26 protein-coding genes and 2 tRNA genes are annotated in these 23962 nt (G+C 64.4%); 2 read left to right on the forward strand and 26 right to left on the reverse strand.

What is annotated here, in order from left to right:
* Positions 1-8 precede the first annotated feature (8 nt).
* The 25 genes from C444_RS13630 to C444_RS13750 all read right to left on the reverse strand — a co-directional run bounded on the left by C444_RS13630 (position 9) and on the right by C444_RS13750 (position 21852).
* A complete protein-coding gene (locus tag C444_RS13630) occupies positions 9-965 on the reverse strand; it encodes an alpha/beta hydrolase (protein WP_004593528.1) in 957 nt (318 codons plus the stop codon).
* 253 nt (positions 966-1218) lie between these two features.
* Entirely contained in the window at positions 1219-2958 is a 1740-nt protein-coding gene (locus tag C444_RS13635) for a glutamate--tRNA ligase (RefSeq protein WP_004593530.1), read from the reverse strand.
* 769 nt (positions 2959-3727) lie between these two features.
* Positions 3728-4663, reverse strand: coding sequence for an ArsA family ATPase (locus tag C444_RS13640; protein WP_004593532.1), 936 nt, complete (start codon positions 4661-4663; stop codon positions 3728-3730).
* A gap of 87 nt (positions 4664-4750) precedes the next feature.
* Positions 4751-5791 (reverse strand): geranylfarnesyl diphosphate synthase, encoded by a 1041-nt coding sequence (gene idsA3 / locus C444_RS13645; RefSeq protein WP_004593534.1) that lies wholly within the window; start codon positions 5789-5791, stop codon positions 4751-4753.
* Positions 5792-5795: 4 nt separating this feature from the next.
* The gene (locus C444_RS13650; protein ID WP_004593536.1) at positions 5796-7142 is read right to left on the reverse strand and encodes a ribonuclease J; all 1347 of its coding nucleotides are present in this window, start codon (positions 7140-7142) and stop codon (positions 5796-5798) included.
* A gap of 264 nt (positions 7143-7406) precedes the next feature.
* Positions 7407-8900 carry a hypothetical protein gene (locus C444_RS13655; protein WP_004593538.1) on the reverse strand — a complete coding sequence of 498 codons (1494 nt, stop codon included), beginning with the start codon at positions 8898-8900 and terminating at the stop codon, positions 7407-7409.
* Between the two features lie 170 nt (positions 8901-9070).
* Entirely contained in the window at positions 9071-9823 is a 753-nt protein-coding gene (locus C444_RS13660) for an isopentenyl phosphate kinase (RefSeq protein ID WP_004593540.1), read from the reverse strand.
* Positions 9820-10803, reverse strand: a complete 984-nt coding sequence (mvk, locus tag C444_RS13665) for a mevalonate kinase (RefSeq protein ID WP_004593542.1) — start codon at positions 10801-10803, stop codon at positions 9820-9822. Before mvk ends, C444_RS13660 begins: the two co-directional genes overlap by 4 nt.
* A gap of 66 nt (positions 10804-10869) precedes the next feature.
* A complete protein-coding gene (locus tag C444_RS13670) occupies positions 10870-13050 on the reverse strand; it encodes a PAS domain S-box protein (RefSeq protein WP_004593543.1) in 2181 nt (726 codons plus the stop codon).
* A gap of 353 nt (positions 13051-13403) precedes the next feature.
* A complete protein-coding gene (locus tag C444_RS13675; RefSeq protein ID WP_004593545.1) occupies positions 13404-14741 on the reverse strand; it encodes a cytochrome P450 in 1338 nt (445 codons plus the stop codon).
* A 70-nt stretch (positions 14742-14811) separates the two neighbouring features.
* Positions 14812-15192, reverse strand: coding sequence for a DUF5518 domain-containing protein (locus C444_RS13680; RefSeq protein ID WP_049909522.1), 381 nt, complete (start codon positions 15190-15192; stop codon positions 14812-14814).
* A 56-nt stretch (positions 15193-15248) separates the two neighbouring features.
* On the reverse strand, positions 15249-15632 hold the full coding sequence (locus C444_RS13685) for a DUF5518 domain-containing protein (RefSeq protein ID WP_004593549.1): 384 nt from the start codon (positions 15630-15632) through the stop codon (positions 15249-15251).
* Between the two features lie 100 nt (positions 15633-15732).
* Positions 15733-16551 carry a 30S ribosomal protein S2 gene (gene rpsB / locus C444_RS13690; RefSeq protein ID WP_004593551.1) on the reverse strand — a complete coding sequence of 273 codons (819 nt, stop codon included), beginning with the start codon at positions 16549-16551 and terminating at the stop codon, positions 15733-15735.
* Positions 16548-17753, reverse strand: coding sequence for a phosphopyruvate hydratase (eno, locus tag C444_RS13695; RefSeq protein WP_004593553.1), 1206 nt, complete (start codon positions 17751-17753; stop codon positions 16548-16550). Before eno ends, rpsB begins: the two co-directional genes overlap by 4 nt.
* A gap of 2 nt (positions 17754-17755) precedes the next feature.
* The gene (locus C444_RS13700; protein WP_004516796.1) at positions 17756-17929 is read right to left on the reverse strand and encodes a DNA-directed RNA polymerase subunit K; all 174 of its coding nucleotides are present in this window, start codon (positions 17927-17929) and stop codon (positions 17756-17758) included.
* Positions 17926-18126 (reverse strand): DNA-directed RNA polymerase subunit N, encoded by a 201-nt coding sequence (locus tag C444_RS13705; RefSeq protein ID WP_004516797.1) that lies wholly within the window; start codon positions 18124-18126, stop codon positions 17926-17928. Before C444_RS13705 ends, C444_RS13700 begins: the two co-directional genes overlap by 4 nt.
* 12 nt (positions 18127-18138) lie before the next feature.
* Positions 18139-18537: a 30S ribosomal protein S9 gene (locus C444_RS13710; protein WP_004516798.1), complete on the reverse strand. Its 399-nt coding sequence runs from the start codon at positions 18535-18537 to the stop codon at positions 18139-18141.
* The gene (locus tag C444_RS13715; RefSeq protein WP_004593558.1) at positions 18531-18968 is read right to left on the reverse strand and encodes a 50S ribosomal protein L13; all 438 of its coding nucleotides are present in this window, start codon (positions 18966-18968) and stop codon (positions 18531-18533) included. The genes C444_RS13710 and C444_RS13715 overlap by 7 nt, the downstream gene beginning before the upstream one ends.
* Positions 18965-19315, reverse strand: coding sequence for a 50S ribosomal protein L18e (locus C444_RS13720; RefSeq protein ID WP_004516800.1), 351 nt, complete (start codon positions 19313-19315; stop codon positions 18965-18967). The genes C444_RS13715 and C444_RS13720 overlap by 4 nt, the downstream gene beginning before the upstream one ends.
* A 24-nt stretch (positions 19316-19339) precedes the next feature.
* Positions 19340-19424: transfer RNA gene (locus C444_RS13725), tRNA-Leu, on the reverse strand.
* A gap of 104 nt (positions 19425-19528) precedes the next feature.
* Positions 19529-20308, reverse strand: coding sequence for a DNA-directed RNA polymerase subunit D (locus C444_RS13730; protein ID WP_004593560.1), 780 nt, complete (start codon positions 20306-20308; stop codon positions 19529-19531).
* Positions 20309-20311: 3 nt separating this feature from the next.
* Positions 20312-20701: a 30S ribosomal protein S11 gene (locus tag C444_RS13735; protein WP_004516802.1), complete on the reverse strand. Its 390-nt coding sequence runs from the start codon at positions 20699-20701 to the stop codon at positions 20312-20314.
* Positions 20698-21213, reverse strand: coding sequence for a 30S ribosomal protein S4 (locus tag C444_RS13740; protein WP_004593562.1), 516 nt, complete (start codon positions 21211-21213; stop codon positions 20698-20700). Before C444_RS13740 ends, C444_RS13735 begins: the two co-directional genes overlap by 4 nt.
* Complete coding sequence (locus C444_RS13745) at positions 21213-21746, reverse strand: 30S ribosomal protein S13 (RefSeq protein ID WP_004593564.1); 534 nt, start codon at positions 21744-21746, stop codon at positions 21213-21215. Before C444_RS13745 ends, C444_RS13740 begins: the two co-directional genes overlap by 1 nt.
* 21 nt (positions 21747-21767) lie before the next feature.
* Positions 21768-21852: transfer RNA gene (locus tag C444_RS13750), tRNA-Ser, on the reverse strand.
* 219 nt (positions 21853-22071) lie between these two features.
* On the opposite strand from C444_RS13750, the gene C444_RS13755 reads away from it, so the two are divergent.
* The gene (locus tag C444_RS13755; protein WP_004593565.1) at positions 22072-22371 is read left to right on the forward strand and encodes a hypothetical protein; all 300 of its coding nucleotides are present in this window, start codon (positions 22072-22074) and stop codon (positions 22369-22371) included.
* A gap of 161 nt (positions 22372-22532) precedes the next feature.
* Positions 22533-23594, forward strand: coding sequence for an Mrp/NBP35 family ATP-binding protein (locus C444_RS13760; protein WP_004593566.1), 1062 nt, complete (start codon positions 22533-22535; stop codon positions 23592-23594).
* 63 nt (positions 23595-23657) lie between these two features.
* On the opposite strand, the gene C444_RS13765 is transcribed toward C444_RS13760, so the two are convergent.
* Positions 23658-23849, reverse strand: coding sequence for a 30S ribosomal protein S17e (locus C444_RS13765; protein ID WP_004516807.1), 192 nt, complete (start codon positions 23847-23849; stop codon positions 23658-23660).
* Positions 23850-23962 lie beyond the last annotated feature (113 nt).

Genomic DNA, 23962 nt, shown 5'->3' on the forward strand with positions numbered 1-23962 from the left:
CCTGACCGTCAGAATCCGGAGCCGTCGCGGCGATCCGGTCCCCGAGTATCCGCCGGTTCGAGGTCGTCGATGCGGTCGGTCGGCCCCGGCAAGTCGCCACCGGGCAATCCGGTGTCCGTGCCTGTGGCACTAGTGTCGCCAGTGTCCGCTCCACCGGTTCCAACTTGCCGGATGAACTCGACGGTCCGTTCGTACACGTCGTCGTAGTGCGCTCCGTGGAACGGAAACCCGTGATCGGCCGGCACTGTCTCGTGAACCACGTCGGTCATCGGCGCGAGCGCGTCGGCCAGTAGTTCGGACTGGGACGGCGGCACGACATCGTCGTCGGTGCCGTGGAGCAACAGCGTTGGCGGGGCGTCGACGTCAACCTGTGCGACCGGGGATGCGAGGTCGTAGGCCGCAGGTTCGTCGTCGGGTCCGCCGCCGAGATACGCCCTGTGGGTCTCGCCCTCTTCGACGTCGGTGGCGGTGTCGAGCGCGTGGAAGTCGTAGACGCCGGCGTAGCCGACGGCGGCCGACAGATGGGAAGACGCGCCGGGGTACAGTTCGGGTTCGAAGCCGGGCTCGTCCGCCGTCAGCGCGGCCAGGAGCACGAGGTTCGCGCCCGCCGAGTGGCCGACACCGACGATGCGGTCGGTGTCCGCGCCGTGGCTCTCCCCCTCCGTTCTGGCCCACTCGATAGCGGCTTTCACGTCGACCAGCGCCGCCGGGAACGTCCACTCCGGCGCGAGGCGGTACTGTGGCTCGATGACCAGAAATCCGTCCGCGGCGAGGTCGAGCGCGTGCCGGGCGAACTCGCCCTTGTCGCCGAACGTGAACGCGCCGCCGCGGACGAGCACGGCGACCGGCTTCGGAGCACTTGTCGCCGCTGCGTCGTACAGGTCGAGCGTCAGCGTCTCGCCGTCCACCTCGTGGAACGGGATATCACGCTGCACTGTCACTGACTCCGGGGCGCGGTCTGTCACGGGCTACAGTCTGGCCGTCACGGGCTTAAGCCCGACGCTATTCGCTCTGAACGGAACAAAAAGACTCGGTTGTCGGACGGTACGCCTGCAGCTCGACGGGTAGCCTTCGATTTCGCTCTGCTTGCCGCGGGCCGTCGCGCCCATCACGACGGGCAGGCGCACATCGAGGATACCGTTCGTGTCGTTCGCGGCGATTCCCTCGTCGCGGTACTGAGCGCAGTACTGCGGCCAGAACGGTCAGGGATTCTCCGGATCAGGGATGGGCGAAGTACGCGACGGACTCCGTATCCGAACCGTCCGCAACGTCGTCCAAGCGGGCGAAGCCGATCCGCTCGAACTGGACCACGTCATCGGCGTCGTAGCCGAGGAGGCCGGGTTCGGCGACACCCGATACGTCGCCGTCCATCGTCCGCAGGCGGAGCTGCGGGCCGTCGGCCGGTGCCCAGTGGATCACGTCGACCCCTTCCTCGCGGACGGCGTCGATGTCGTCGCCGGTGTACTCGAAGGCGTCGCGGGTGTGGCGCACGCAGCCGTACCCCTTGAGCCAGATCCGTTCGCCGTGGCCCGGCAGGTCGTCGCCTTCCACGACGACGCCGCTGGTCACCGGAATCTCCCGGCGGCCCCGATCCTCGAAGTCCGGATGCAGCGGCGGTTCGCCGGCTTCGGGACCGCCGACGATCTGCCGTTCGACGAGGCCGCCGTGGTCGTCGCTGTCCCGAACGAAGAACGCCCGGTCGGACTCATCGTCGATCAGGTCGCGGTTGTTCGAGTAGATCGAGGACATCGCCAGATCGACGTTGGACGTGGAGGTCCCGAGTTCGATCATCGCGTCGACGACGGCCTCGCCGCGGATGCCCCGCCGTTCGAGGCTGGCGACGGTCGGCGCGCGCGGGTCGTCCCAGCCCGCGAGTTCGCCGTCCGCGATGAGTTCGGCGATGCTCGACGTGGAGAGGGGCACGTCGTAGGCGTCGACCTGGACGTGGCCCCAGTGGATGACTTCGGGGTACTCCCAGCCGAAGTAGTCGTAGACGAACTGCTGGCGCTTCGCGGAGTCCTGCAGGTCGATGCCCCGAATGATGTGGGTGACCCCCAGCAGGTGGTCGTCGAGCCCGCTCTGGAAGTCCAGCATCGGCCAGCAGCGGTACTCTGCGGCTGTCTCACGCGGGTGTGGCGTGTCGACCATCCGGAACGCGACGAAGTCCCGGAGCGCGGGGTTCTTGTGGGTGATGTCGGTCCGGACCCGCAGCACCATCTCGCCGCTGTCGTACTCGCCGTCGACCATCGCCTCGAACTCCGAGCGCGTGGTCTCGGCGTCCTTGTCGCGGTGGGGACAGGCTTCGCCGCTGTTTTTCAGATCGGAGAACTCACCCTGCGGGCACGAGCAGGTGTAGGCTCCGCCTTTGTCGATGAGTTCGCGGGCGTACTCGTAGTACGTCTCGACCCGGTCGCTGGCGTTGACCACGTCGTCGGGCTCGAAGCCCAGATAGTCGATGGCGTCCAGAATCGCGTCGTAGGCGTCCAAATCCGGCCGCTTGGTCTCGGGATCGGTGTCGTCGAAGCGGCAGATGAACTCCCCGTCGTAGCGCTGTTTGTACGTGCCGACGACGGCGGCCATCCGCGCGTGGCCGATGTGCCACGGGCCGTTGGGGTTGGGCGCGACGCGCATCCGGACGGTGTCGTAGTCGTCGGCGTTGGGCAGGTCCGGTAGCGAGTGGTCCTCGCCCTCGTCCTCGCTCTCAAGCTCTTCAAGTTTGTCCGGCGCTAACTCCGCCAGCCGCTCGCGGCGCTCCTCGGCGTTCATGCCATTGACCCGCTCAACGACCGGGGCGATAACGCCCGGAATCTCGTCGCCGTGCTCGCGGAACTCCGGGTTCTCGCCCATGAGCGGTCCCATGATCGCCCCGACCTGTGCCTCGCTGTCGTGTTTGACCGCGTTGAGAAGGGCGTTCGTCTCCGCCGCCTCCCTGATTCGGTCTCGCAGCTCGTCGTCCATTACCGGGACCTGCGACTGGGAGGGTCAAAACGCCGTCGGGTTCAGCCAGCTATGGGGGCGGGGTGTCAGCAAGCAGTTCACATAGCCCTCTGTCTACAATGATTCACGTCACTCAGAGTGCAGTCACACTGGTTAGTACAGCCAGCACCGTCAACAGCCCATACTTGTGGAGACGGTCCGAGAATCGACTGTTCCGTTACTATCGACACGGACTTCTGCAAACCGAGAATTACAGTCGAAATGGTCCGTTGTTACTGGGTACGTTCCAGTCGTCTGCGTTGATTCGTCCGTCACTGTGAGGAGGTAGCCTGGAGACGGAATTTCCAGCCAAACTGTCCCGTTCGGGGAGAGTGTTTCTGTACGGGTTACGACTGAAGAATCACTGTCATTATGTATTAGTTCGACTGATACGGTTTGATTCATCGGGCTAGCATTCCAAACCTGAATCGGCAACCCATTCCCAGTTGTACCGACTTGGATGACGACAGAGGGGTCGGCTTTCGTTCCGTGGTACGGAGCGGGAACGGACGCATTAATCATCGGCGTGTCAGTCGTCGTTACATCAGGCGGGCCGCTGTGGGCAGAAAGTGTAGGAAACAGGAGTAGCGAAGCTACGATGCCGACAGTGATAATGAGAAACACCGCAAGAAGCGGACGCAGATTCATGACGCAAGCAACTCATCTCTGGCCCCATGTGTCTTCCGGTTGGTAGGTTCACAGACGGGCTGTGTATTCTACGCAGGACGGTTCACCCGAAAACGAAGAGTGGTCATTCAACAGCACCCAACGAGTCCACGACCCGTTCCAGCGCCTCAATCCCGGTCACCTCACCGGACTGGTCGGGAATCGTCCAAATATCCAGATCGGGAAGCGAATCCCGGAGCTGTGCAATCGCCGCCTCCTGCACCGCCTGCTTGCCCTGACAGCGCTGACAGTCGCCGGCGTCCTCGATGACCTTGTTCACGACCAGCGTCGTCACCGGCACGTCGAACTCGCGGAGCTTCCCGACCAGCCGCTCCGTCTCGCGGACGGCCATCGTCTCCGGGATGGTGACGACCCGGAACGCGGTCTGTTCGGGGTTCCGCAGCACCGTGCCGACCCGCTCCATCCGTTCGCGCATCGCTGTGAAGTCGTCCGGGCCGTCGTCGCGCCGGCTCGCCATCGGGCCGAACATCATCGTCCGGGCGGTGTTGACCTTCCGGCGGACCTGATCGCGCAGGTCCATCGCGGTCGCCACGCCGCGGTCCATCACCGACGGGAGATCGAGCAGGCGGAGCGTGTGGCCGGTCGGTGCGGTGTCGAACACCACCCGGTCCCAGCGGTCACTCTCGATGTACGTCGCCATGCCCTCGATGGCCGCCAGTTCGTCGCTGCCCGGCATCACGCCGGAGGTGAACAGCTCCGCGATTTCGTCCTCGTCCATCCGGATGCCGGCGTCGGAGAACTCCGACGCGAGCGCCTCGAACAGTGACCGGTAGCTGTCGACACCGGTCTGTGGGTCGACCTCGACGCCCCACAGCCCCGACTGGATTTCCGTCGGGTCGCCGCCGACATCGGTTTCGACGGCGTCGCCCAACGAGTGTGCGGGGTCGGTCGAAACGACCAGCGTCTCGTGGCCCACCGCTGCCAGGCGGTGGCCGGTCGCCGCGGCCACGGTCGTCTTGCCCACGCCGCCTTTGCCGCCGTAGAGGAGGAATCGGGTCACACGAACCCCTAGGGACTGACATGTCTTAGTTGCTGACCAGCACCAGTCAGGGTCGAAACGACGCGGAAAAACGGTCCGTCGGCGTGCTCAGTAGTCGCGCTCGACGAGGTAGTTCGCGATCCCCTCAAGCAGGGAGCGCGACTCGTTGTCCGGCAGGACTTCGAGGTTCTGCTTGCCGCTCGCGATGAGGTCCTGCCCGGTCTGGCGGGCGTATTCGATGGACCCGACTTCGCGCAGGCGCTCGACGGCCGCGTCGATTTCGGCTTCCGAAACGGCCTCGACGGAGTCCGTGTCGATCAGATCGCCGACGTCGACACCCTGCTGGCGGGCGTGGAGCGTCACGAGCGTCTGCTTGTTCTCGACGAGGTCGGACCCGCGCTGCTTGCCGAGTTTCTCCGAGGGCGTCGTCAGGTCCAGCAGATCGTCCTGAATCTGGAACGCACGCCCCACGTCGAGCCCGTAGTTGTACAGCGCGTCAACCGTCTCCGCGTCGGCCCCGAGCAGCGTGGCCGGGATCGAGGCGGCCGCGCCGTACAGTACGGCCGTCTTGAGTTCGACCATCTCCAGGTACTCCTCGGGCGTGACGACGTCGCGTTGCTCGAACTCGATGTCGAGCGACTGGCCCTCGCAGATGCGGGTACACGTCGTCGCGAGTCGCTTGTTGGCCTCGACGGTCCGTTCGTGTGCTGCGCCCGTTCCGAGCAGAAACTCGAACGCTTTCGAGTACAGCGTGTCGCCGGCGAGAATTGCCGTCGAGAGGTCGTACTCCTTGTGGACGGCGGGCACCCCGCGGCGGAGTGCATCGTCGTCCATGATGTCGTCGTGAATAAGCGTGAACGTCTGGATGACCTCGATGGCGAGGGCGGCCGACATCATGTCGGCCTGCCCGCCGCCGAGCGTCGGAAAGTCACGGTAGTCTGCCGTCAGCGGGTCGACATCAAGCAGCGACTCCGCGACCAGCAGCAGGACCGTCGGGCGGAGCCGTTTCCCGCCCGCGTCCAGCAGGTATCGCGACGCCTCGTAGAGGTGGTCCGGCTTCTTGACCGGAAGGTCCTCGGGGAGGGCGTCGTTGACCCGGTCTCGTCGGGCGACAATCGCGTCTTCGACCTGCTGATGGCGTTCGGACATCGATTTACTCGGTGAGCTTGATCATGTTGCCGTTGCGGGTGATGTGGAGGTCCCGTCCGGCTTTGTAGCCCATGTTTTCAGCGAGATCGACGTACGGTGCGAACCCTTCGAGGCTCTGGTGGGCCGGAATGATGTTCTTCGGCTGGAGCGCGTCGATCATTTCGTAGTGGCCCTCCTCGCGGAGGTGGCCCGAGACGTGGATGTCGTCGTAGATGCGTGCGCCCTGCATTCCCAGGAGCTTCTCGGACTGGTAGCGCTGGCCCTCGTTGGTCGGCTCCGGAATGACCCGAGCCGAGAAGATGACCTTGTCGCCGTCGTCTAGCTCGTAGGGCGTCTCGCCGCGGCCCATACGGGTGAGCATCGCACGTGGCTCGCCCTGATGGCCGGTGACGATGGGGAGGAAGTTCTCCTTGCCCTCGTTCATGATCCGCTTGAACGTCCGGTCGACGGACTTGCGGTGGCCGTACATCCCGAGGTCCTCCGGGAAGTCGACGAAGTCGAGCCGTTCGGCGGTGCCGGAGTACTTCTCCATCGAGCGACCGAGCAATACCGGCTGACGGCCGATGTCGTCGGCGAACTCGACGAGGCTCTTGACACGAGCGATGTGTGAGGAGAACGTCGTTGCGACGATACCGCCGTCGTAGTCGGCGACGCTGTCCATCACGTCTTTGAGGTGGCGACGCGCCACGGACTCGGAGGGGGTGCGGCCCTTCTTGCCCGCGTTCGTACAGTCCTCGATGTAACAGAGGACACCCTCGCCCTCACGGCCGATCTCGCGGAACCGCTTCATGTCGATCGGGTCGCCGATGACCGGCGTGTGGTCCATCCGCTTGTCCAGCCCGTAGACAACCGAGCCTTCCGGCGTGTGGAGGACTGGGTTGATAGCGTCGATGATGGAGTGCGTGACGTTGACGAACTCCAGTTCGTTGCGCTCGCCGATGGACATCGTCTCGCCCGCGTCCATCTTGACGAGGTCGTTCTGGACGCCGAACTTCTCCTCGCTCTTGATCTGCTGTTTGACGAGTTCGATCGTAAAGGGCGTCGCGACGATAGGTGCGTCGTAGCGGTGGGCGAGCTTGGATATCGCGCCGATGTGGTCGAGGTGACCGTGTGTCGGCACGATAGCCTTCACGTCGCCTTCTAGGTCGGACATGACCCGGTCGTCAGGGATGGCACCCATGTCGATGAGGTCCAGCGAGTGCATCCGTTCCGTTTCGACGTTGTCGTGAATCAGTACCTTCGAGAGGTTCAGGCCCATGTCGAAGATGACGACGTCGTCCCCTGCGCGGACGGCCGTCATCTGTCGGCCTACAGCCTCGTAACCGCCAATTGTCGCAATTTCGACTTCCATGGTTGTAGCTCCGAGTGGAAAGCCGGCCGCGGGCATCCGGTGGGGCACGGCAACGACGGTATCTGCAATGTAGGCGACTTCGTCCGCGTCGGCGCTCCAGGCCAGTCGGGTACGCCCGTAGCCTGTGCAACCGCAGTGGGAGGGACTTCCGTCCCGCAACTTACATCCGCCGTCTGCCGGCCGCCGAACCGCAGTCCACGGGCGGCCGTGCGCTCGGTTACGTCGGTCTACAACGGCGCTTCTTAAAACGGTGTGGGTTCGTCCCTACTCGTCGTCTAGGGGGTCCGAGAGCGGGTCGTCGTCACCTGAAACATCGAAGCCAGTGACACCGTCATCCGCGAGCGTCGAGTCCTCGTCAGCAGGTGTATCCGTGTCCTGAGACGCCGCCTCGTCCTGCATGCTCTCGTCAAGTTCAGTCCCGGATTGGTCATCGTCAGTACCGCCGAACAGGTCGTCCGTCGTCCGTGGGCCGCCGGACGCGTCTGCCTCACCAGATTCATCGAGTAACCGAGTGTCCTGAGTCACGGTGTCGTGCTGGTCCGCCTCGTCAGCATCGAGTGAGCCGACACCAGTGGGTTCGGCATCGGCTTCTGATTCGGATTCCCAGTCGTCGGCTGGTGCTGGCTCGTCCGCTCCCCAGTCGTCAGCCGCCGCGGGTTCCCCGCTCCCCGTGTCGAACTCCGCAGGATCCGGCGGCGTCCATTCCTGTGGCTCCGTGCTCGACTCCGGTTCCTCAGCGGTGTCCTCAGCAAGTAGGTCGCGGTCCGACTGCTCGCTGGGTTCGGACTGGGGTTCTACCGCTTCCGAGTCACCGGCGAGATCTGTCGGGGATGGCTCCGCAGTGGTATCGTCCACCGCCTCAGGGTCCGGTCCAGCAACGGTTTCGGTCGGCTGTTGGTTCGATATCTGTTCGTCCTGAGCCGCCGTGGCCGTCTCCACTGCGTCTTTGTCTGTCGCCGGAGCCATCGTCTCGTCGGCCGACGGTGGTTCTGAAGCGTCGTCGGCATCCAGGAGATCCGCATCTGTCACTGGCCCATTATCTGCCGCCGGCTCATCAGCCGTCATCGAGTCAGCATCCGCCAGCGGATCTTCGTCGGCTTCCGTCACCGGTGCGTCGTCAGTCCCAGCCGCCGCAGCGTCAGACGTAGCGGACGGTGCTTCCGCGTCGGATGGGTCCGGGGATTCCTGTGCGGACGCGTGGATTCCCGCTTCTCCGGACGAGTCGGCGTCCGGGTCGGAGTCAACGATCTGTTCCGATACCTCGGGTTCGGCCGTTGCCGGCTCGACAGCCGCCGGGTCAGCAGCCGGCTCGGTATCCTGAGAAACCGCCGGCCCGGATTCGGCCGGCTCTGGCGTCGGGTCCTTGGACTCCGAAGCAGGTTCGGTAGCGGGTGCAGCACTGTCCTCGGTTGGGTCAGTTGCTGCCTGGTCGCTCGCCGAGGAACTGGCGGCTGCCACACCGCTCGCATCACGCCGTGCCGTCTGTGCCGCGAGCGTTCCCGCCATCGTCGCATCGGCGATGAGCTTGTGGGTCAGGCCGAGCACGCCGGAGAACAACAGGAGTCCACCGAGCGCACCGACGACGATGCCGAGTACCGCACGATAGCCCGCGTTCCCCGAGAGCGAGCCGAGCGAGCCGTTCTGTATCAACACGTACCCTGCAGCGATGAGGCCGCCACCGACGCCGGCGACGACAAGCAATATCCCGAGAAACCTCGTTCCGTATCGATAGACGTCGGTCAGACCTACTGCAGACATAGTCGCATAATTGATAACAGAGGACAAATATGTTACGACGGTCGAGGAAGTGGTATTTAATTTACTAATCTGCCGGGTCTGGGCAGAGATACCGCTGTATCAGCCAGCCTGGGCTCGCTATGGACTAAATCGCTTTCGGGGACGGGCCAGTCGACGACAGTAGTACAGTCTCACCAGTCGTCATCACCAGCGATAGTCGTCCCGGGACTCTCACCGGCGAGAAAGGCGGGGAGCGCGTCGGGACCGAACACGACAGCGGGGGCCGAGAGGGCAAGCAGCGCACGGACCTTGCCGGCCATCCCGCCCGACACGTCCGTCGCGTCGCTCCCACCAAGCGCCGATGCTACAGCCTCGAATGCCTCGATTCGGTCGATGACGGTTCCATCCTCATTGAGAACACCGGGAACGGTCGAGCAGACGCCGACGCGGTTTGCGTCGACGGCGGACGCGAGTTCGACGACCAGTTCATCGCCACTCAGGACCGTCGCGCCTGCGCCGGCGTGAGCAACGAGGTCGCCGTGGAGAACCGGGACGAACTCCTCCGCAAGCAGCGTCGTGACCTGCGCCGTCGGCAACGAGAGGTCGCCGTCGGCGTCGCGTGCGGCTGCTGAGAACGGGTGGACCGGAACAGCTGGAACGCCTGCCTCGGAGAGCGCATCTACGACGGCAGCGTTGAGCCGGCACATCGCGCCGTGGATGGCCTGCACGCCGTCCACATCGTGGGTCCCTTCGGTCGTGCTAACGCCGTATTCGGCGGCGTGGTGGTGACCGAAGCTCCCGCCGCCGTGAACGACGACGATATCCTCCCCGACTGCCGATTCGGCGATAGCTGATACCGCGGCCGACAGTGCAGTCCGGTCGACCGTCTCGGGTTCGTCTTTTTCAGTGATGACACTCCCGCCGAGTTTGAGGACGACCGTCATTCTTTCCGGACTCCGTCGGTGTCCAGTTCGGCCCGGAAGACGTCCTCACACCCCGGTGTGTACTTCAGCGCCGTGAGCGCGTCATCTGTCTCGTCCAGCACGACGATACAGCCGCCGCCACCGGCCCCGGTGAGTTTTGCGCCGTGTGCGTCGGCGTCGCGGGCTGCCCACACCATCGAGTCCAGCGTCCGCGAGGAAACGCCCAGTGCCGAGAGCAGTCCGTGGTTGAAATCCATCAGCTCCCCCAACCGCTCGTGGTCGCCCGTTCCCAGCACTGACTCGCCCTCGCGGACGATGTCGCCGATTGCCGTGACGGTGTCGGCGGCAAAATCGTACTTCCCGCGAAGGTCCCGGACGCCAGCGACCAGCGCCCCGGTATCGCCGGCTCCGCCGTCGTAGCCGATGACGAAGGGGAGCGTGTCGATACCTTCCAGCCGCCGGCAGTCGTCGCCCTCCACGCGGACCGCCCCGCCCATCGCCGAGCAAAACGTGTCTGCACGCGAAGCCTGCCCGTCCTGAACCGCGTGTTCGACCTGATAGGCGCGGTCGGCGATCTCGATCGCCGATAATTCGACGCCCAGTTCTCTCGTCGCCGCATCAATCGCGGCGACGACGAGCGCGGCCGACGAGCCCAGCCCCGCCCCGAGTGGGATGTCGCCCTCGACAGATATCTCGAAGCCCGCTTCCGGCGCATCGGCTGCGTCGCGGGCCTGTGCTACTGCCTCGTTGACGTATCCCATCCCGGCCTCGACGAGCGATTCGGCGACATCCACGTCGGGATGGCTCTCCCCGTCGCCGGAGTACTCGACGGTAAAGCCGTCCAGTTGCAAGTCGTTCGCGTGGATGCGCAACCCCTCGTCGATCTCGGTTGCCGTCACGTGCACCCGACGCTCGATGGCGCAGGGCACCGCCGGCTCGCCGTAGACGACCGCGTGCTCCCCGAACAGGTACACCTTCCCGGGAGCGCTCGACGTGACCATACCCGCTCGTGTGCACCCAGGGCGTTAGGCGTTTTCGGAGTCGTCGGTCAGGAGAACGCCGGGGGACTACTCGGACACAGTATCAACGTCGGTGAACTCGAACTGTGCGCCGCCGTCGGCTCCGCTGCCGACACGGACTGTCCAACCGTGGGCGTCAGCGACCTGTTTCACGATGCTCAGGCCGAAGCCGGTCCCCTCGACCGCTGTCGAGTAGCCGGCGTCGAATACGTCCCCCCGGTCAGTCACGGGGATGCCTGGGCCGTCGTCCGCGACGTAGAAGCCGTCAGCCAGTTCGCCGACGGTCACGGTCACGCCGTCACCACCGTGTTCAACCGCGTTTCGGATGAGGTTCTCGAACAGTTGGCGGAGGCGGCTCTCGTCGGCGCGGATGGGGTGGTCTATGTCAGTCTGGAGCGTCGCGGCCTTCGTATCGACGTTTTGCCAGCACGACGCGAGGAACGGTTCGAGGTCGACCGCGACGAGCGAGGCGGGTGACGCACCGTCGCGTGCGAGCGTAAGCAGGTCGTCGATGAGCGTATCCATTCGCTGGTGTGCCCCGTCGATGGCGTCGATGTGCTCGCTATCGGACTCCTCGCGCAATAGTTTGAGGCGTCCGCGCGCGACAGTCAGTGGGTTCCGCAGATCGTGGCTGACGACACTGGCGAACTGTTCGAGCTGTTCGTTTTGCTGTTCGAGTTCCTGCTCGCGCTCCTTTCGCTCCGTGATATCACGACTGATCGCCAGGAAGCGATCCTCGCCTTCGAGATTGAATCGGAGCAGATGTACTTCGACCGGCATCGTCGACCCGTCGCGGCGTTCGTACAGGCCTTCGAACTTGCGGCGCTCGTCGACATTAAATCCGGAAAGCTGGGTCTGCACGTCCTCGGCGTCGAACATCAGGTCGAACTCCCAGATCGACCGTCCAAGCACCTCGCGTTCGTCGTACCCCAGTTCCGCACAGAACCGCTGGTTCACGTCACAAATCGTTCCGTCAGCGTCGAGTACGTCGATCATGTCCGGCGAGTTCTCGAAGAGGGCTTCCAGCCTCGACGACGTTTCTTCCAGCCGTCGCTCACGGCGTTTCCGCTCCGTGATATCCTGCTGGAACCCGACGTAGTTAACGACTGCTCCGTCGTCGTCCCGAACCGGCGCGATGTGAACCCGGTTCCAGAATTCAGTCCCGTCCTTCCGGTAGTTCCGGAGTTCGACCGTCACGCGCTCCTCCGCGTCGATGGCGTCCCGCATCCTGGTGACAGGGGCCGGGTCGGTGTTTTCGCCCTGGAGTATCCGGCAGTTCTTCCCCAGCAGCTCCGAGAGCGAGTAGCCGGTCAGGTCGCGGTAGTGGTCGTTAGCGTAAATCAGCGGATTGTCCGGCTGGTCGGGGTCAGTGATGGTGACGCCGACCGGTGCCTCGTCTATCGCGCGTTTGTTCCGGAGTAGTTCCTGTTCACGCTCTTTCCGCTCGGTAACATCCCGAGCTACGCCGACGATACCGTCGATAGAGCCATCAACAAGTAGCGGCGTTAATCGATACGAGAGCACCGCGTGTCCGTGGCCGGGGAACTCCGCTTCGATTTCGCCACCGAGTTCCTCCCGCGTTCCGTCAAGCAGTTCCCGATAGCGGTCCGTCTCGCCCTCGGTTCGAATTTTCGGAACGAGTCGACTGAGCTGGCCTTTGAGTTCGGCACGCGTCGTGTCGTACCACTCCGCCAGCGCTTCGTTGACGGTTTCGAACCGCCCCTCAGCGTCGTAGATACAGGCCGTTTCCTCCATGGAGTTGACCATCCGCTCGTAGCTCCAGAGGGCTCTATTCCGCTCGCTGACCGCCTGCTGTGAGCGGTAGTGGTCAACGGCGTCCGTGATTCGGTCCGCCAGTACGGCATGCTGTTCGGCACCCGCCTCTCGCCGAAGGTACTCCGTGACACCGGCCGAAATCGCCTCGCTGGCGACCTCCTCGCTCCCTCTGGCGGCGTAGAGAATGACCGGGAGGTCCGGATGTCCATCGCGAACCGTTTCCAGAAGCTCGATACCGTCTCCTTCGGGCAGGTCGTACTCGGAGACCAGACAGTCTACGGGCTCGGCAGCCAATCTCGCCACAGCTTCGGCAACGGTTCGCACCGTTTTGACCGAGAGACAGTCGTTCTCGCGTTCGAGAGCCGTCGACAACGTCTCGGTGTCGTCCGAGTCGGTGCCAACGTAGAGGACACGAATCCGGTCGTCTCCGTCAGGAACGGTATCAGATGACATTCAGTACCTCGTTCGAGCGCCGGCTGTCGTGCCATGGGAGCTGGCGCTCCGACGGACAAGCGGAGTGTCTCCCGGGGAGCTATCCCACGACGAGGGCTGTCGCAGGACCGTCCTGTACAGCGGGGGGCGGAGCCGGTCAAAGAAATTCCGTATCGATATCATGCTGGTCGAACAGCGGCTGCGAGCGTGGCCTCGGACGGTGGCCGGCAGCACTCGGTCACCCGAGAGACACACAGACTCGTTGTGTTTGCACTCACACAGGGGACTCTACAGTAAATAGCTGGTGACCGAATTACCCGTCAGGTCACGTCTCTGTGGCGGTCGACGCCGAAGGAACGGCTTCAAGCCCGGTGCTAGCGTTTCTCCACGCGCATCGACATTTTCTGGCGAGGATGGGCGGTCAGCGACGGCAACAGCTCCAGCGGTGTCTCCCCTTGGAACTCCAGCCGGTACTGGCTGGCCGTCACCGCGGTGATGAGCTGTGCTTCGAGCATGGCGAGGTGCTTCCCGATGCAGTGGCGCGGGCCACCACCGAACGGGAAGTAGGCGAACCGCGGCCGTTCGCCGGCTCGGTCGGGCTTCCAGCGCTCCGGGTCGAACGTTTCTGGGTCGTCGTAGAACCGCTCGGAGCGATGAACGCCCCACTGTGGAACCATCAGCGTCGTCCCGGACTCCACCTCGTAGCCCGACAGCGTCACATCCTCGGTCGGTTCCCGGAAGATGGTGTACACGGGCGGGTAGAGCCGCATCGCCTCTTGGATCACCCATTCGAGGTAGTCCAGTTCGCGGACGTGTTCCATCCCCGGCCGGTCGTCGCCGATGACGTCGTCCAGTTCCTCGTGGACGCGCTGTTCGACCTCGGGATGTTCCGACAGCAGGAACCAGGTGTAGGTCAGCGTCAGTGCCGTCGTGTCGTGGCCCGCAAGCAGCATCGTCATCATCTCGTCGCGTAGTTGCTCGGGCGACTGGTTCCCGTCGTCTCGGGCACGCAAGAGTACCGACAGGAAGTCCATCGGACCATCCTCATCCGTCCCGAGCGAGTCCTCGCGGACCTCGATAATGTCGTCCAGCACCTCGTCCAGTGTCCGCACGGCGCGGTTGAACTCGGCGTCGTCGGGCATCGGCATCCACTGTGGCATGGCGAACCGGATGGGGTCCGGCTCGAACCGCTGGCCCAGCGGCAACAGTTGCTCCTCGATGGTCTGAACTCGCTGCTCGGAGAGTTCGACACCCATCATCAGGTCCAGAATCACGTCCAGCGTAACTCGGGTCATCGACTGCTCGGCATCGATGACATCGCCGTGGGACCAGTCGGCGATCCGGTCCTCCGCGTGGCTGGTGATTCGGTCAGCCATCCCCGACAGTCGGGCCATCGAAAACGCGGGGTTCGCGAGCTTTCGCTGCTGCTCCCACGTCTCGCCTTCGCTCAACAGCAGCCCGTCACCCAGCAGATCCCCGAGCGCATCGCCCTGAAAATCGGGTTTGCGGAACCGGTCGGCCTCCGAGACCAGCACGCGCTCGATTGCCGTCGGGTCACACAGCATGACCGTGTCCATCGGCCCCATGTCGAATCGGGCCACGTCGCCGTAGGCCCGCTCCAGCGCCGAGATGAACCGGAACGGGTCCCGGGCGTACGTGCGACTACTGCCGAACAGCGGTTCGCCCTTCGGTCCGGGCGGCGTCTTTGACATCAGCAACTGTTAGTGTCGAACACGCTTGAATGGTATGCCAAATGGCGGGAAGGGAGCCTTTCTGGCGCGTTCAGAGCCAGTGGTCGGCGTCCATATCCCAGTCGGTGTGTACCGATACCCAGACACCGCCGAGACCACCGAGGGCGCTGAGACCGACAGTGTACAGCAGAAAGAACGCGAACACGAGCGCCAGAAACAGGTCGTATCCGGGCGCTCCGGGTGGAATCCCGAATCCAAGGAGGCTGGCGATGTACAGCGCCGGAATGAAGAGGGCAAACAAGGGAACCATCGCACAGATGCCGGCCAGCGTTCCCAGCCAGAGCCCCGTCCGGTAGCGGCCGCCGTTGTTCGCCGCGGCTACCGCGCCACCGGCCACCGACGAGAACGGAACGAACGACAGGGCAATCGTGACGAGCGCCCCGATACCGGCGTTGGTCACCGACTCACGCATATGCGTTCGCAGTAGTGGCATCCCCAGTGATGTAGTTACCGACAGCGCGGCTGGCCCTAATCGCCGATGGTCGTGTCGTACTTGACGTAGTTACCCAGCCAGCCGCCGAGGGCGCTCAGACCGAGGAAGTACGCGGCCGTCGTGAGCGTTCCCAGAACGAGCACGAGCAACCCCATCGCACCGAACACGCCCAGTGCTTCGGGAACGAACGTCAGAACCGCGGCCAGAAAGACGAACACGATCACGAAGAAGACCAGCGATATCGCCAGTCCGATGACGCCGGACAGGAACCCGACGCGAACCCCATCGTCTCGCTCGCCGCCCTCAAGGTAGCCGGCGATGCCGCCGCCCAGCAGCGGCGCGAGCGGGACGAACCCACTCAGCAACGCGGTTGCAACGGCTCCGATGACGGCGTTGACGAACGTGTCTCCCTCTCCCATTTCCCGGGGCTACTCCGGGGCTCGTGGTAGGTCTTGTGTTGGCGACACCGGCGTCGCCACTCGCGACGAAACAGTGAGAAAACGAAACAGTTCAGCGACGTTAGAGGTCGGACTCGAAGTCGTCGAGTCCGTACGTCGGCTCGGCACCGCGGCGGTCGAGCGTCTCGTTGGCCAGCAGCCAGTAGACGACCGACAGCGCTTTTCGCCCCTTGTTGTTCGTCGGGACGACCAGGTCGACGTTCGACGTGGTGTTGTTGGAGTCACACATCGCGATGACCGGGATGCCGACCGTGATGGCCTCCTTGACAGCCTGGGCATCACCGATCGGGTCGGTGACGACCACGATGTCAGGCTCGATGTAGCCGTCGTAGTCGGGGTTGGTCAGCGTGCCGGGAATGAACCGGCCGGTGCGGACGCGCGCGCCGATAGCTTCGGCGAATTTCTCGGCCGGGAACCGGCCGTACTGGCGCGACGACGCGGCCAGAATCTGCTCCGGCTCGTAGTTGGCCAGGAAGTCCGCGGCGGTACGGATGCGCTCGTCGGTCATCGAGACGTCCAGCACGTAGAGCCCGTCGGTCCGGACGCGGTGGATGAACCGCTCCATGTCCTGGGTCTTCTGCTGGGTCCCGATGTGGACACCGGCACCGAGGTAGTCCTCGACAGGGATGAGGAGGTCGGCCTCCGACTGCTCGTCGGGCATGACGTCCTCGTCCAGCTGTGGGCCGGCGGCCTCGTCGGCGTCGGCCGCTTCGTCGGCGTCCGTGTCGTCGGTTGGTTCGGCCTCTGTCGCCTCTTCGGCGTCGTCGGCGGGCTGTTCGGCTTCCGTTTCGGTCTCCGCGTCGACCGCTTCGTCGTCCTCATCGGACGGGTCGAAGTCGGAATCGGACGCGTCGAGACCTTCTTTTTCGTTGCCGCTCATACTGCGTTGTCCTCGATACGGATTAGTTCGTTCAGCTTGGCTGTGCGCTCGCCGCCGACCGCGCCGGTCTTGATGAACGGTGCGTCAGTGGCGACAGCGAGGTGTGCGATCGTCGTGTCTTCCGTCTCACCGCTGCGGTGGGAGACGACGGACTCGTAGCCGCTTGCCGTCGCCAGTTCGATGGCGTCGACGGCGTCGGTGAGCGTCCCGATCTGGTTCGGCTTGATCAGGATGGAGTTCCCGGCGTCGGCGTTGATACCGGCCTGCAGGCGCTCGACGTTCGTGACGAACAGGTCGTCACCGCAGACGAGCGTCTGGTCACCGACCTGTGCGGTCAGATCCGCGAAGGCCTCGTAGTCGTTCTCGTCGAGGGGGTCCTCGACGTAAACGAGGTCGTACTCCTCGACCTTCCCGGCGATGTACTCTATCTGCTCCTCGGTGGACTTGACGCCGTCGTCGTAGACGTAGCCGTCCGCCTCGTCGTCGTAGAGTTCTGCGCCAGCGACGTCAAGGCCGAAGGAGATTGCGAAGCCGAAGTCGTCGGCGACGGTCTCGACGGCCTCGTCCATGATCTCGAACGCTTCGTCGTCCGAAATCGATGGCGCCCAGGCCCCTTCGTCGCCCTTGCCCGCTGGCAGGTCGCGGTCGGCCAGGATGTCGTGGACCTCCTGGTGGACCGCGGCGTTGGCGAAGACAGCCTCCTCGACGCTCGGTGCGCCGACGGGGGCTGCGAGGAACTCCTGAATGTTCGTGGCATCCGCGGCGTGCTCGCCGCCGCCGATGATGTTGCCCAGCGGCGTCGGGTACTCGTTGCCCCGGAACGTGCCGCCGAGGTGCTGGTACAGCGGTGCGCCCAGCACGTCAGCACCGGCCTTTGCGGCCGCCATCGAGATGGCGACAGCGCTGTTGGCTCCGATGCCGGAGAAGTCGTCGGTGCCGTCGGCGGCGTGGAGCGCCGCGTCAACATCGCGCTGGTTCCCGGCGTGGACCTCACCGATGAGTCGCGGGAGTGCCTCCTCGCGGGCCTTGGCGATGGCCTCGTTGGCGGGGAGCTCGATGGCCTCGTACTCGCCCGTGCTTGCGCCGCTCGGTGCCTTGCCACGACCGAAGCCCCCACTCTCGGTGAGGACGTCGGCCTCGACAGTCGCGTTCCCGCGGGAGTCGAGGACGCGGCGGAGTCGTACGTCAGTGATGAGCGTCATCGTTAATCACTCCTGTTGACCGTGAATGGTAGGACGCCAGCGTCGTACTCCTCGGCGGCGATGAGTATCGGCTGGGTGTGTTCCGTCTCGATAAGCACGGGAGCACCGTGGGCCAACTGCAGCGCTCGCGCGCCGAGTTTGCGGGCCTTCTCGTAGCGGCTTTCCTGTGCGTTCATTGGTAGGGTGAGACGATGTCGACGAGGTCCTTATGTGAGACGAGCATCCGGCGACAGCAGTGCCGCTCAACGCCGAGTTCGTCGAGGACCTTCTCCGGGTCCTCGGGCTCCTCGGCCTCGCGGGTGCGTGCTTTGAACTCTTCCCAGTGCTCGCCGACGACGTTACCGCACGTGAAACACCGAACCGGTACCATCATACCTGAATCACCTTAGCGGTACGATTTCTGGTAGCGGGCCCGCGCACCGGGGCCGCCCCACTTCTTGGGTTCGGACTGGCGAACGTCGTTGACCAGCAGCGAGCGATCGAATTCCATGAACGCGTCACGGAGTTCGGCGTCGTTGGTGTGGTCGACAAGTCCGCGAGCGATGGCGGTTCGGGCGGCGTCTGCCTGCCCCATGACGCCGCCACCTTCGACGGACACTTCCACGTCGACCTCGCCGCGGAGGTCGTCCTCAGCGATGCGGAACGGTTCCAGCATCTTGAGCTGCGCCAGCTCGGGGTCGACGAGTTCGACCGGCTGCGAGTCGATACGCACGCGGCCCTCACCCTCGCGAACGGTCGCGCGGGCGACGGCGGTCTTCTTCTTGCCAGACGTGTTCGTTACCATGTCTTGTTCGCTCCAAGCGTTTCGCTGATCTCGCCCAGCGTGACGAACTTGATGTTCGACAGTCGGTCAAGCGACGTGCCGTCTAGAACCTCGCCGTCCTCGTCGTACGGGTTGCCGAGGTAGACACGGACGCTCTCGAACGCCTCGCGGCCACGCTGCTTCTTGTGGGGCAGCATGCCACGGATGGTGCGCTTGAAGATGCCGTCCGGTCGCTTGGGGTAGAAGTACCCGTTGTCGTTACCGATGTCGACACGTTTCTCGTACTTCTCTACGATCTGCTCCTCTCGGCCGGTGATCACGGCGCGTTCGGCGTTGACGACGGCGACCGTCTCGCCATCGAGTGCCTGTTCGGCGACCTGTGATGCGACGCGGCCCATGATACAGTCGCGGGCATCAACGATGACATCCGCGTCGAATTCTGCGACGCTCATCGGATCACCCGGACGTGGGAGCCTTCTGGGTTGTTTTCAATTGCCTGTTCGAGTGATACAGCCTCTCCAACCTGGTCGATCTTCGTCTCGGCGGTTCCGGAGAAGTCGACAGCGGCGACGGTGACGTCCTTCTGCAGGACACCGGAGCCAAGCACCTTGCCGGGCACAACGACGGTTTCGTCTTCCTGGGCGTATCGTTCGATACGGCCGAGGTTGACTTCCGCGTGTGTGCGCCGTGGCTTTTCTAAGCGCTCGGCGACGTCGCCCCAGACAGCACCGCCCGAACTGCGGGCGGCTGACTTCAGGTCGGCGATGAGACTACTGAGTCTCGGGTTCGTCTTACTCATATGATTCCTCCGTTGTGGGAAAAGTGCAGGGAGCAGGATTTGAACCTGCGGACCCCTACGGGACAGCGCCCTGAACGCTGCGCCGTTGGCCAAACTTGGCTATCCCTGCGCGCGATTGTTCGTTTTGCGTGCCCCGTAAAACCCCTTTCGGTCCTCGCGCTCGGGGAGCGGGCGGTCATCGGTAGTGGTGGGGTGTGTCGGGGCATTGTGTCGTTACAGTTGGACTGCGTCTTTCAGTTCGGTCGCGCGGTCACGCAGCGTCTCGACCGCGCGCAGGACCAGTTCCTCGGTGGTGAACGACCCGTCCGTCTCGACGTGGAACACGAACGCGTTCGGCACGTCCGAAACCTCGACGTCCTTGCCGGGGTAGCGGTTCCGAAGGTCGTTGTCGAACTCGTCTGTCGCGACGAGTTCGCCGTTAGTGGCGTCGCCGGCAGCGTGTTCGGCTGCCTGCTCTTCGATGACGCCACGCAGGATGTTCGGGTCGTCGTCCTCGAACTCGCCGAGGTCGCCGACGACTTCCACCTGCTGGAGGTGTCGGTAGCCGACGGCCACGCCACCCTGATGTTTGGCGTGTTCCCGACCGGTATCGAGGACGGCGTCGGCCTCGACTTCGAGACGTTGGCCCTCCTTGAGATCGATGATCGGGATGTTGTCGTCGGCCGCCTCGACCATCGGGTCCGAGGAGACGAGGTCGCTGGAGTAGGCCGTGGCCGGCCCGTCGACGGATAGCGACAGCGTCACCTCGTCGCCGATCTCGAAGTCGTCGAGGTCGGTCGTCAGCGGGACCAGTCCCAGTCGGAGACCGATCTGCTCGTTGAACATCACGCTGGTGTTCTCGATGACGCGGACGGTGTCGATACTGAACGTCGGCACGTCCGCGACCATCGCTCGCCGGATGCCGTTGGCGAAGGCCGGCGTGATGCCGCGCACGAGGATTCGGGCCTCGCGCTCGCCGCGTTCGACGAACTCAACCTCGTAGTCCTGTGTCATTGGTTAGAATCCGGAGTTCTTGGGTGCACGAGTACCGTCGTGCGGGGTCGGCGTGACGTCCTCGATGCGACCGATCTCCAGACCCGCTCGGGCGAGTGCGCGGATCGTCGCCTGCGCACCCGGACCGGGCGAGGTCTGGAGGTTGCCGCCGGGACCACGGACCCGAACATCGACGCCTTCGACGCCGCGGTCGAGGGCCTTCTCCGCAACGACCTCTGCCATCTGCATCGCCGCGTACGGCGACGCTTCGTCGCGGTTCTGCTTGACGACCGTCCCGCCGGAGCTCTTTGCGAGCGTCTCCGCGCCGGTCTGGTCGGTGATGGTGATGATCGTGTTGTTGAACGATGCGTGTACGTGGGCGATGCCCCAGATGTCTTCGGTTTCTTCGCTCATTCTTGGGCCTCCGCGCGCTCAGGATGGAGTTCGTCCGACAGCGAGCTGTGCTCGTCGAAGCCGACCGAGCTCTCGACGGCGGTCTCCACCGTCATACCGGGTCGGGTGACGCGAGCGTCGTCCAGCACGATGTGTCCGTGGACGATGAACTGGCGGGCCTGCTCGGGCGTGTTCGCGTAGCCCTTGCGGTAAACGACCGTCTGCAGGCGACGCTCCAGCACGTCGGTCACGTCGAGCGACAGCACGTCGTCGAGCTGGTCCTGCTCGTTGAGGATGCCGTAGCGCTTGAGCCGAGCGAGGAACTCCTCGGACTCGGTCTCGTGCTCGCCGGCGCTGCCCAGCAGCTTCCGGGCCTCACGGCGGTAGCCACGGAGCTCGGACTGCGCGCGCCAGAGCTCTTCTTTGTTCTTCAGGCCGTAGCGGCCGATGAGGTTGGCCTCATCGGCAATACGCTCGCCCTGGAAGGGATGATTCGGCGTCTCGTAGAACTTCGTGTTTGAACCAAGCGCCATTATTCGTCATCCTCCGCAGCGGCTTCCTCGGCCTGCTCTTCCTTGATCGCCTCGACGTTGACGCCGATGGTCCCCTCCGTCCGGCCGGTGGACTTGGTCCGCTGTCCACGGACCTTCTGGCCGCGCTTGTGGCGGACACCGCGGTAGGAGTCGATCATCTTCATGCGGTTGATGTCCTGCCGGCGGGTGAGCTGGAGGTCGTTGCCGGTCTCGTGGGTGGTCTCACCGGTGAAGTAGTCCTTCTGGTGATTGGTCATCCACGCGGGCACCTCGTCGGCGAAGTTCTCGACGTGGTCGACGACGCGCTCGATGACGTCGTCGTCGAGCTTGCCGAAGACAGCGCGCCGGTCGACGTCCGCCTTCTGGGCGATAATTCGGGCGGCCCGGTGGCCGATACCGTTCAGTTCTGTCAGTGCTCGCTCGACGGATTTCGTCCCGTCGAGGTCTGTCTGTCCGATACGGACGAAATAGCGGATGTCCTCCTCCTCTTCGGCATCCGCGTCCTCGCCCGCGTTGGGGTCTTCTGCACTCATATGTAGGTACTGATGGGTGAGCGTCGTGGCGGGGATTCGAACCCCGGAGGCTGTACGCCACAGAGTTAGCAACCCTGCGCCTTGGGCCAGGCTTGGCTACCACGACACGCGTTCTATGACACTCGCGCCCGCGGCACGCGGACTCGGGGGCTGGTCCCCCTACACGAGTCTATCCGATTCTATTCCGGGGTTGTATTTAAACGCAACGAAGGGGGCCGGCCGCGTGAGTGTTCGACATGGCCACTGAGACATGTAATACCAAGCCTCACAGCACGGCCGGACGTCGGCCCAACGTTATTCGTCCTGGGGCTGCGTGCGTCCACACATGCACTGGCGCGTCACCGATGGCGGCAGCAGCGTCGACCCGACCGACCGACCGGCGGTCCGCGACCACCTGGAGCGGTTCGCGGGGACCGGCACCGTTACCGAGGCGGATGACGGGACGCTCCGGGCGGACTTCAGCGGCCGGACCCACGTCACGGTGGCCCCCGACGGCACGGTTGAGACAGGAATGCCGCTCCATTCGTTCGACGGAGCGCCAGAGGGGCTGGTGTTCGACCACGACAGCGGGGAGCTCCGGGTCGAACTGGGTGATGAGAATGTCTACGTGTTCCGCCGCCCGTAGTGAATGTCTACGTGTTCCGCCGCCCGTAGTCTCAGATTCTGTGCGCACGCGAGAATCGAATACTTATCGACAGGCTATCCACCGTATTCGGACCACGCAGCCGATTGCCCGCGTTCACCGGGTCACAATCCTTATCGCATCTCCGGAGCCTATCCCTGTGCATGAATACAGACGACGTACGCGAGCGCCTGCGAGCGGTCGAGGACCCGGACCTTGGGGACGATATCGTCTCGCTCGGGCTGATCAACAGCATCGACGTGACTGACGACGAGGTCAGCATCGACCTGGCGCTCGGTGCCCCGTACTCGCCGACGGAGACGAGCATCGCGAACGAGGTCCGCGAGGCGCTGGGCGACATCGACCGCGAGATCGACCTCTCGGCGAGTGTCGACCGCGGCGTCCCGGAAGCGGAAGACCCACTGCCGAAGGTCAAGAACGTCATCGCAGTCGCCTCGGGCAAGGGCGGCGTCGGCAAGTCGACCGTCGCGGTGAACCTCGCCGCCGGCCTCTCGCGGCTCGGCGCGCGCGTCGGTCTGTTCGACGCCGACGTGTACGGGCCGAACGTCCCCCGGATGCTCGACGCCGACGAGCAACCGCGCGCGACAGAGGACGAGGAAATCATTCCCGTCGAGAAACACGGGATGAAGCTGATGAGCATGGACTTCCTCGTCGGCAAGGATGACCCGGTCATCTTCCGCGGCCCGATGGTCGACAACGTCCTCACGCAACTGTGGGATGACGTGCTCTGGGGCGAACTCGACTACATGGTCGTGGACCTGCCGCCGGGGACCGGCGACACGCAGTTGACGATGCTCCAGCAGGTGCCCGTCTCCGGAGCCGTCATCGTCACGACGCCGGAGGAGGTCGCCCTCGACGACGCCCGGAAGGGCCTGCGGATGTTCGGTCGCCACGAAACCCCCGTCCTGGGCATCGTCGAGAACATGTCGTCGTTCGTCTGTCCCGACTGTGGCGGCACACACGACATCTTCGGCAGCGGCGGCGGCCGCGAGTTCGCCGACGAGACTGAGATGCCGTTCCTCGGCGAGATCCCGCTCGACCCCGAAGTCAGAGAGGGCGGAGCCACCGGCGAGCCGCTCGTCCTCGACGAGGACAGCGACGTCGGCGAGTCGTTCCGCGACATCGCCGCCCGTACCGCCAACATGCAGGGTATCATCCACCGGAAGCGACAGAGCGACAGCCAGCGCGCCCAGCCCGAACAGTAGCGGACCAGCAACTGAAGACAGCAATCGCTCAGGTGTCGGGGGAGACAGAGAGAAAGAACCGAGTTACGCTTCGACGGGGTTGTTCATCTTCCGGGTGACGTAGCCGGCGATGCGGTTGCGGACACCCTTGGACTCGATGTTGGTCAGTTCCTCGACGACGTCTTTGTTGTGTTCGAAGTCGGCACCGAAGGCGTCGGGGTATCGCTCCATGAGGAGCGTCCCGGTCTTCTTGACGTAGGCGGGTTTGATTGCCATGCGCGCTACTTGCTTGGTCGCACTCAAAAAGGGTTCGGAACGGACCACGCACGCGAACGTTTATCAGGAGGGGTGGAACCAACCGCTGCCGTGCGCTGACCGTCGGCGTGGCA

Origin of the sequence: Haloarcula japonica DSM 6131, assembly GCF_000336635.1 — an archaeon.
GTDB lineage: Archaea > Halobacteriota > Halobacteria > Halobacteriales > Haloarculaceae > Haloarcula > Haloarcula japonica.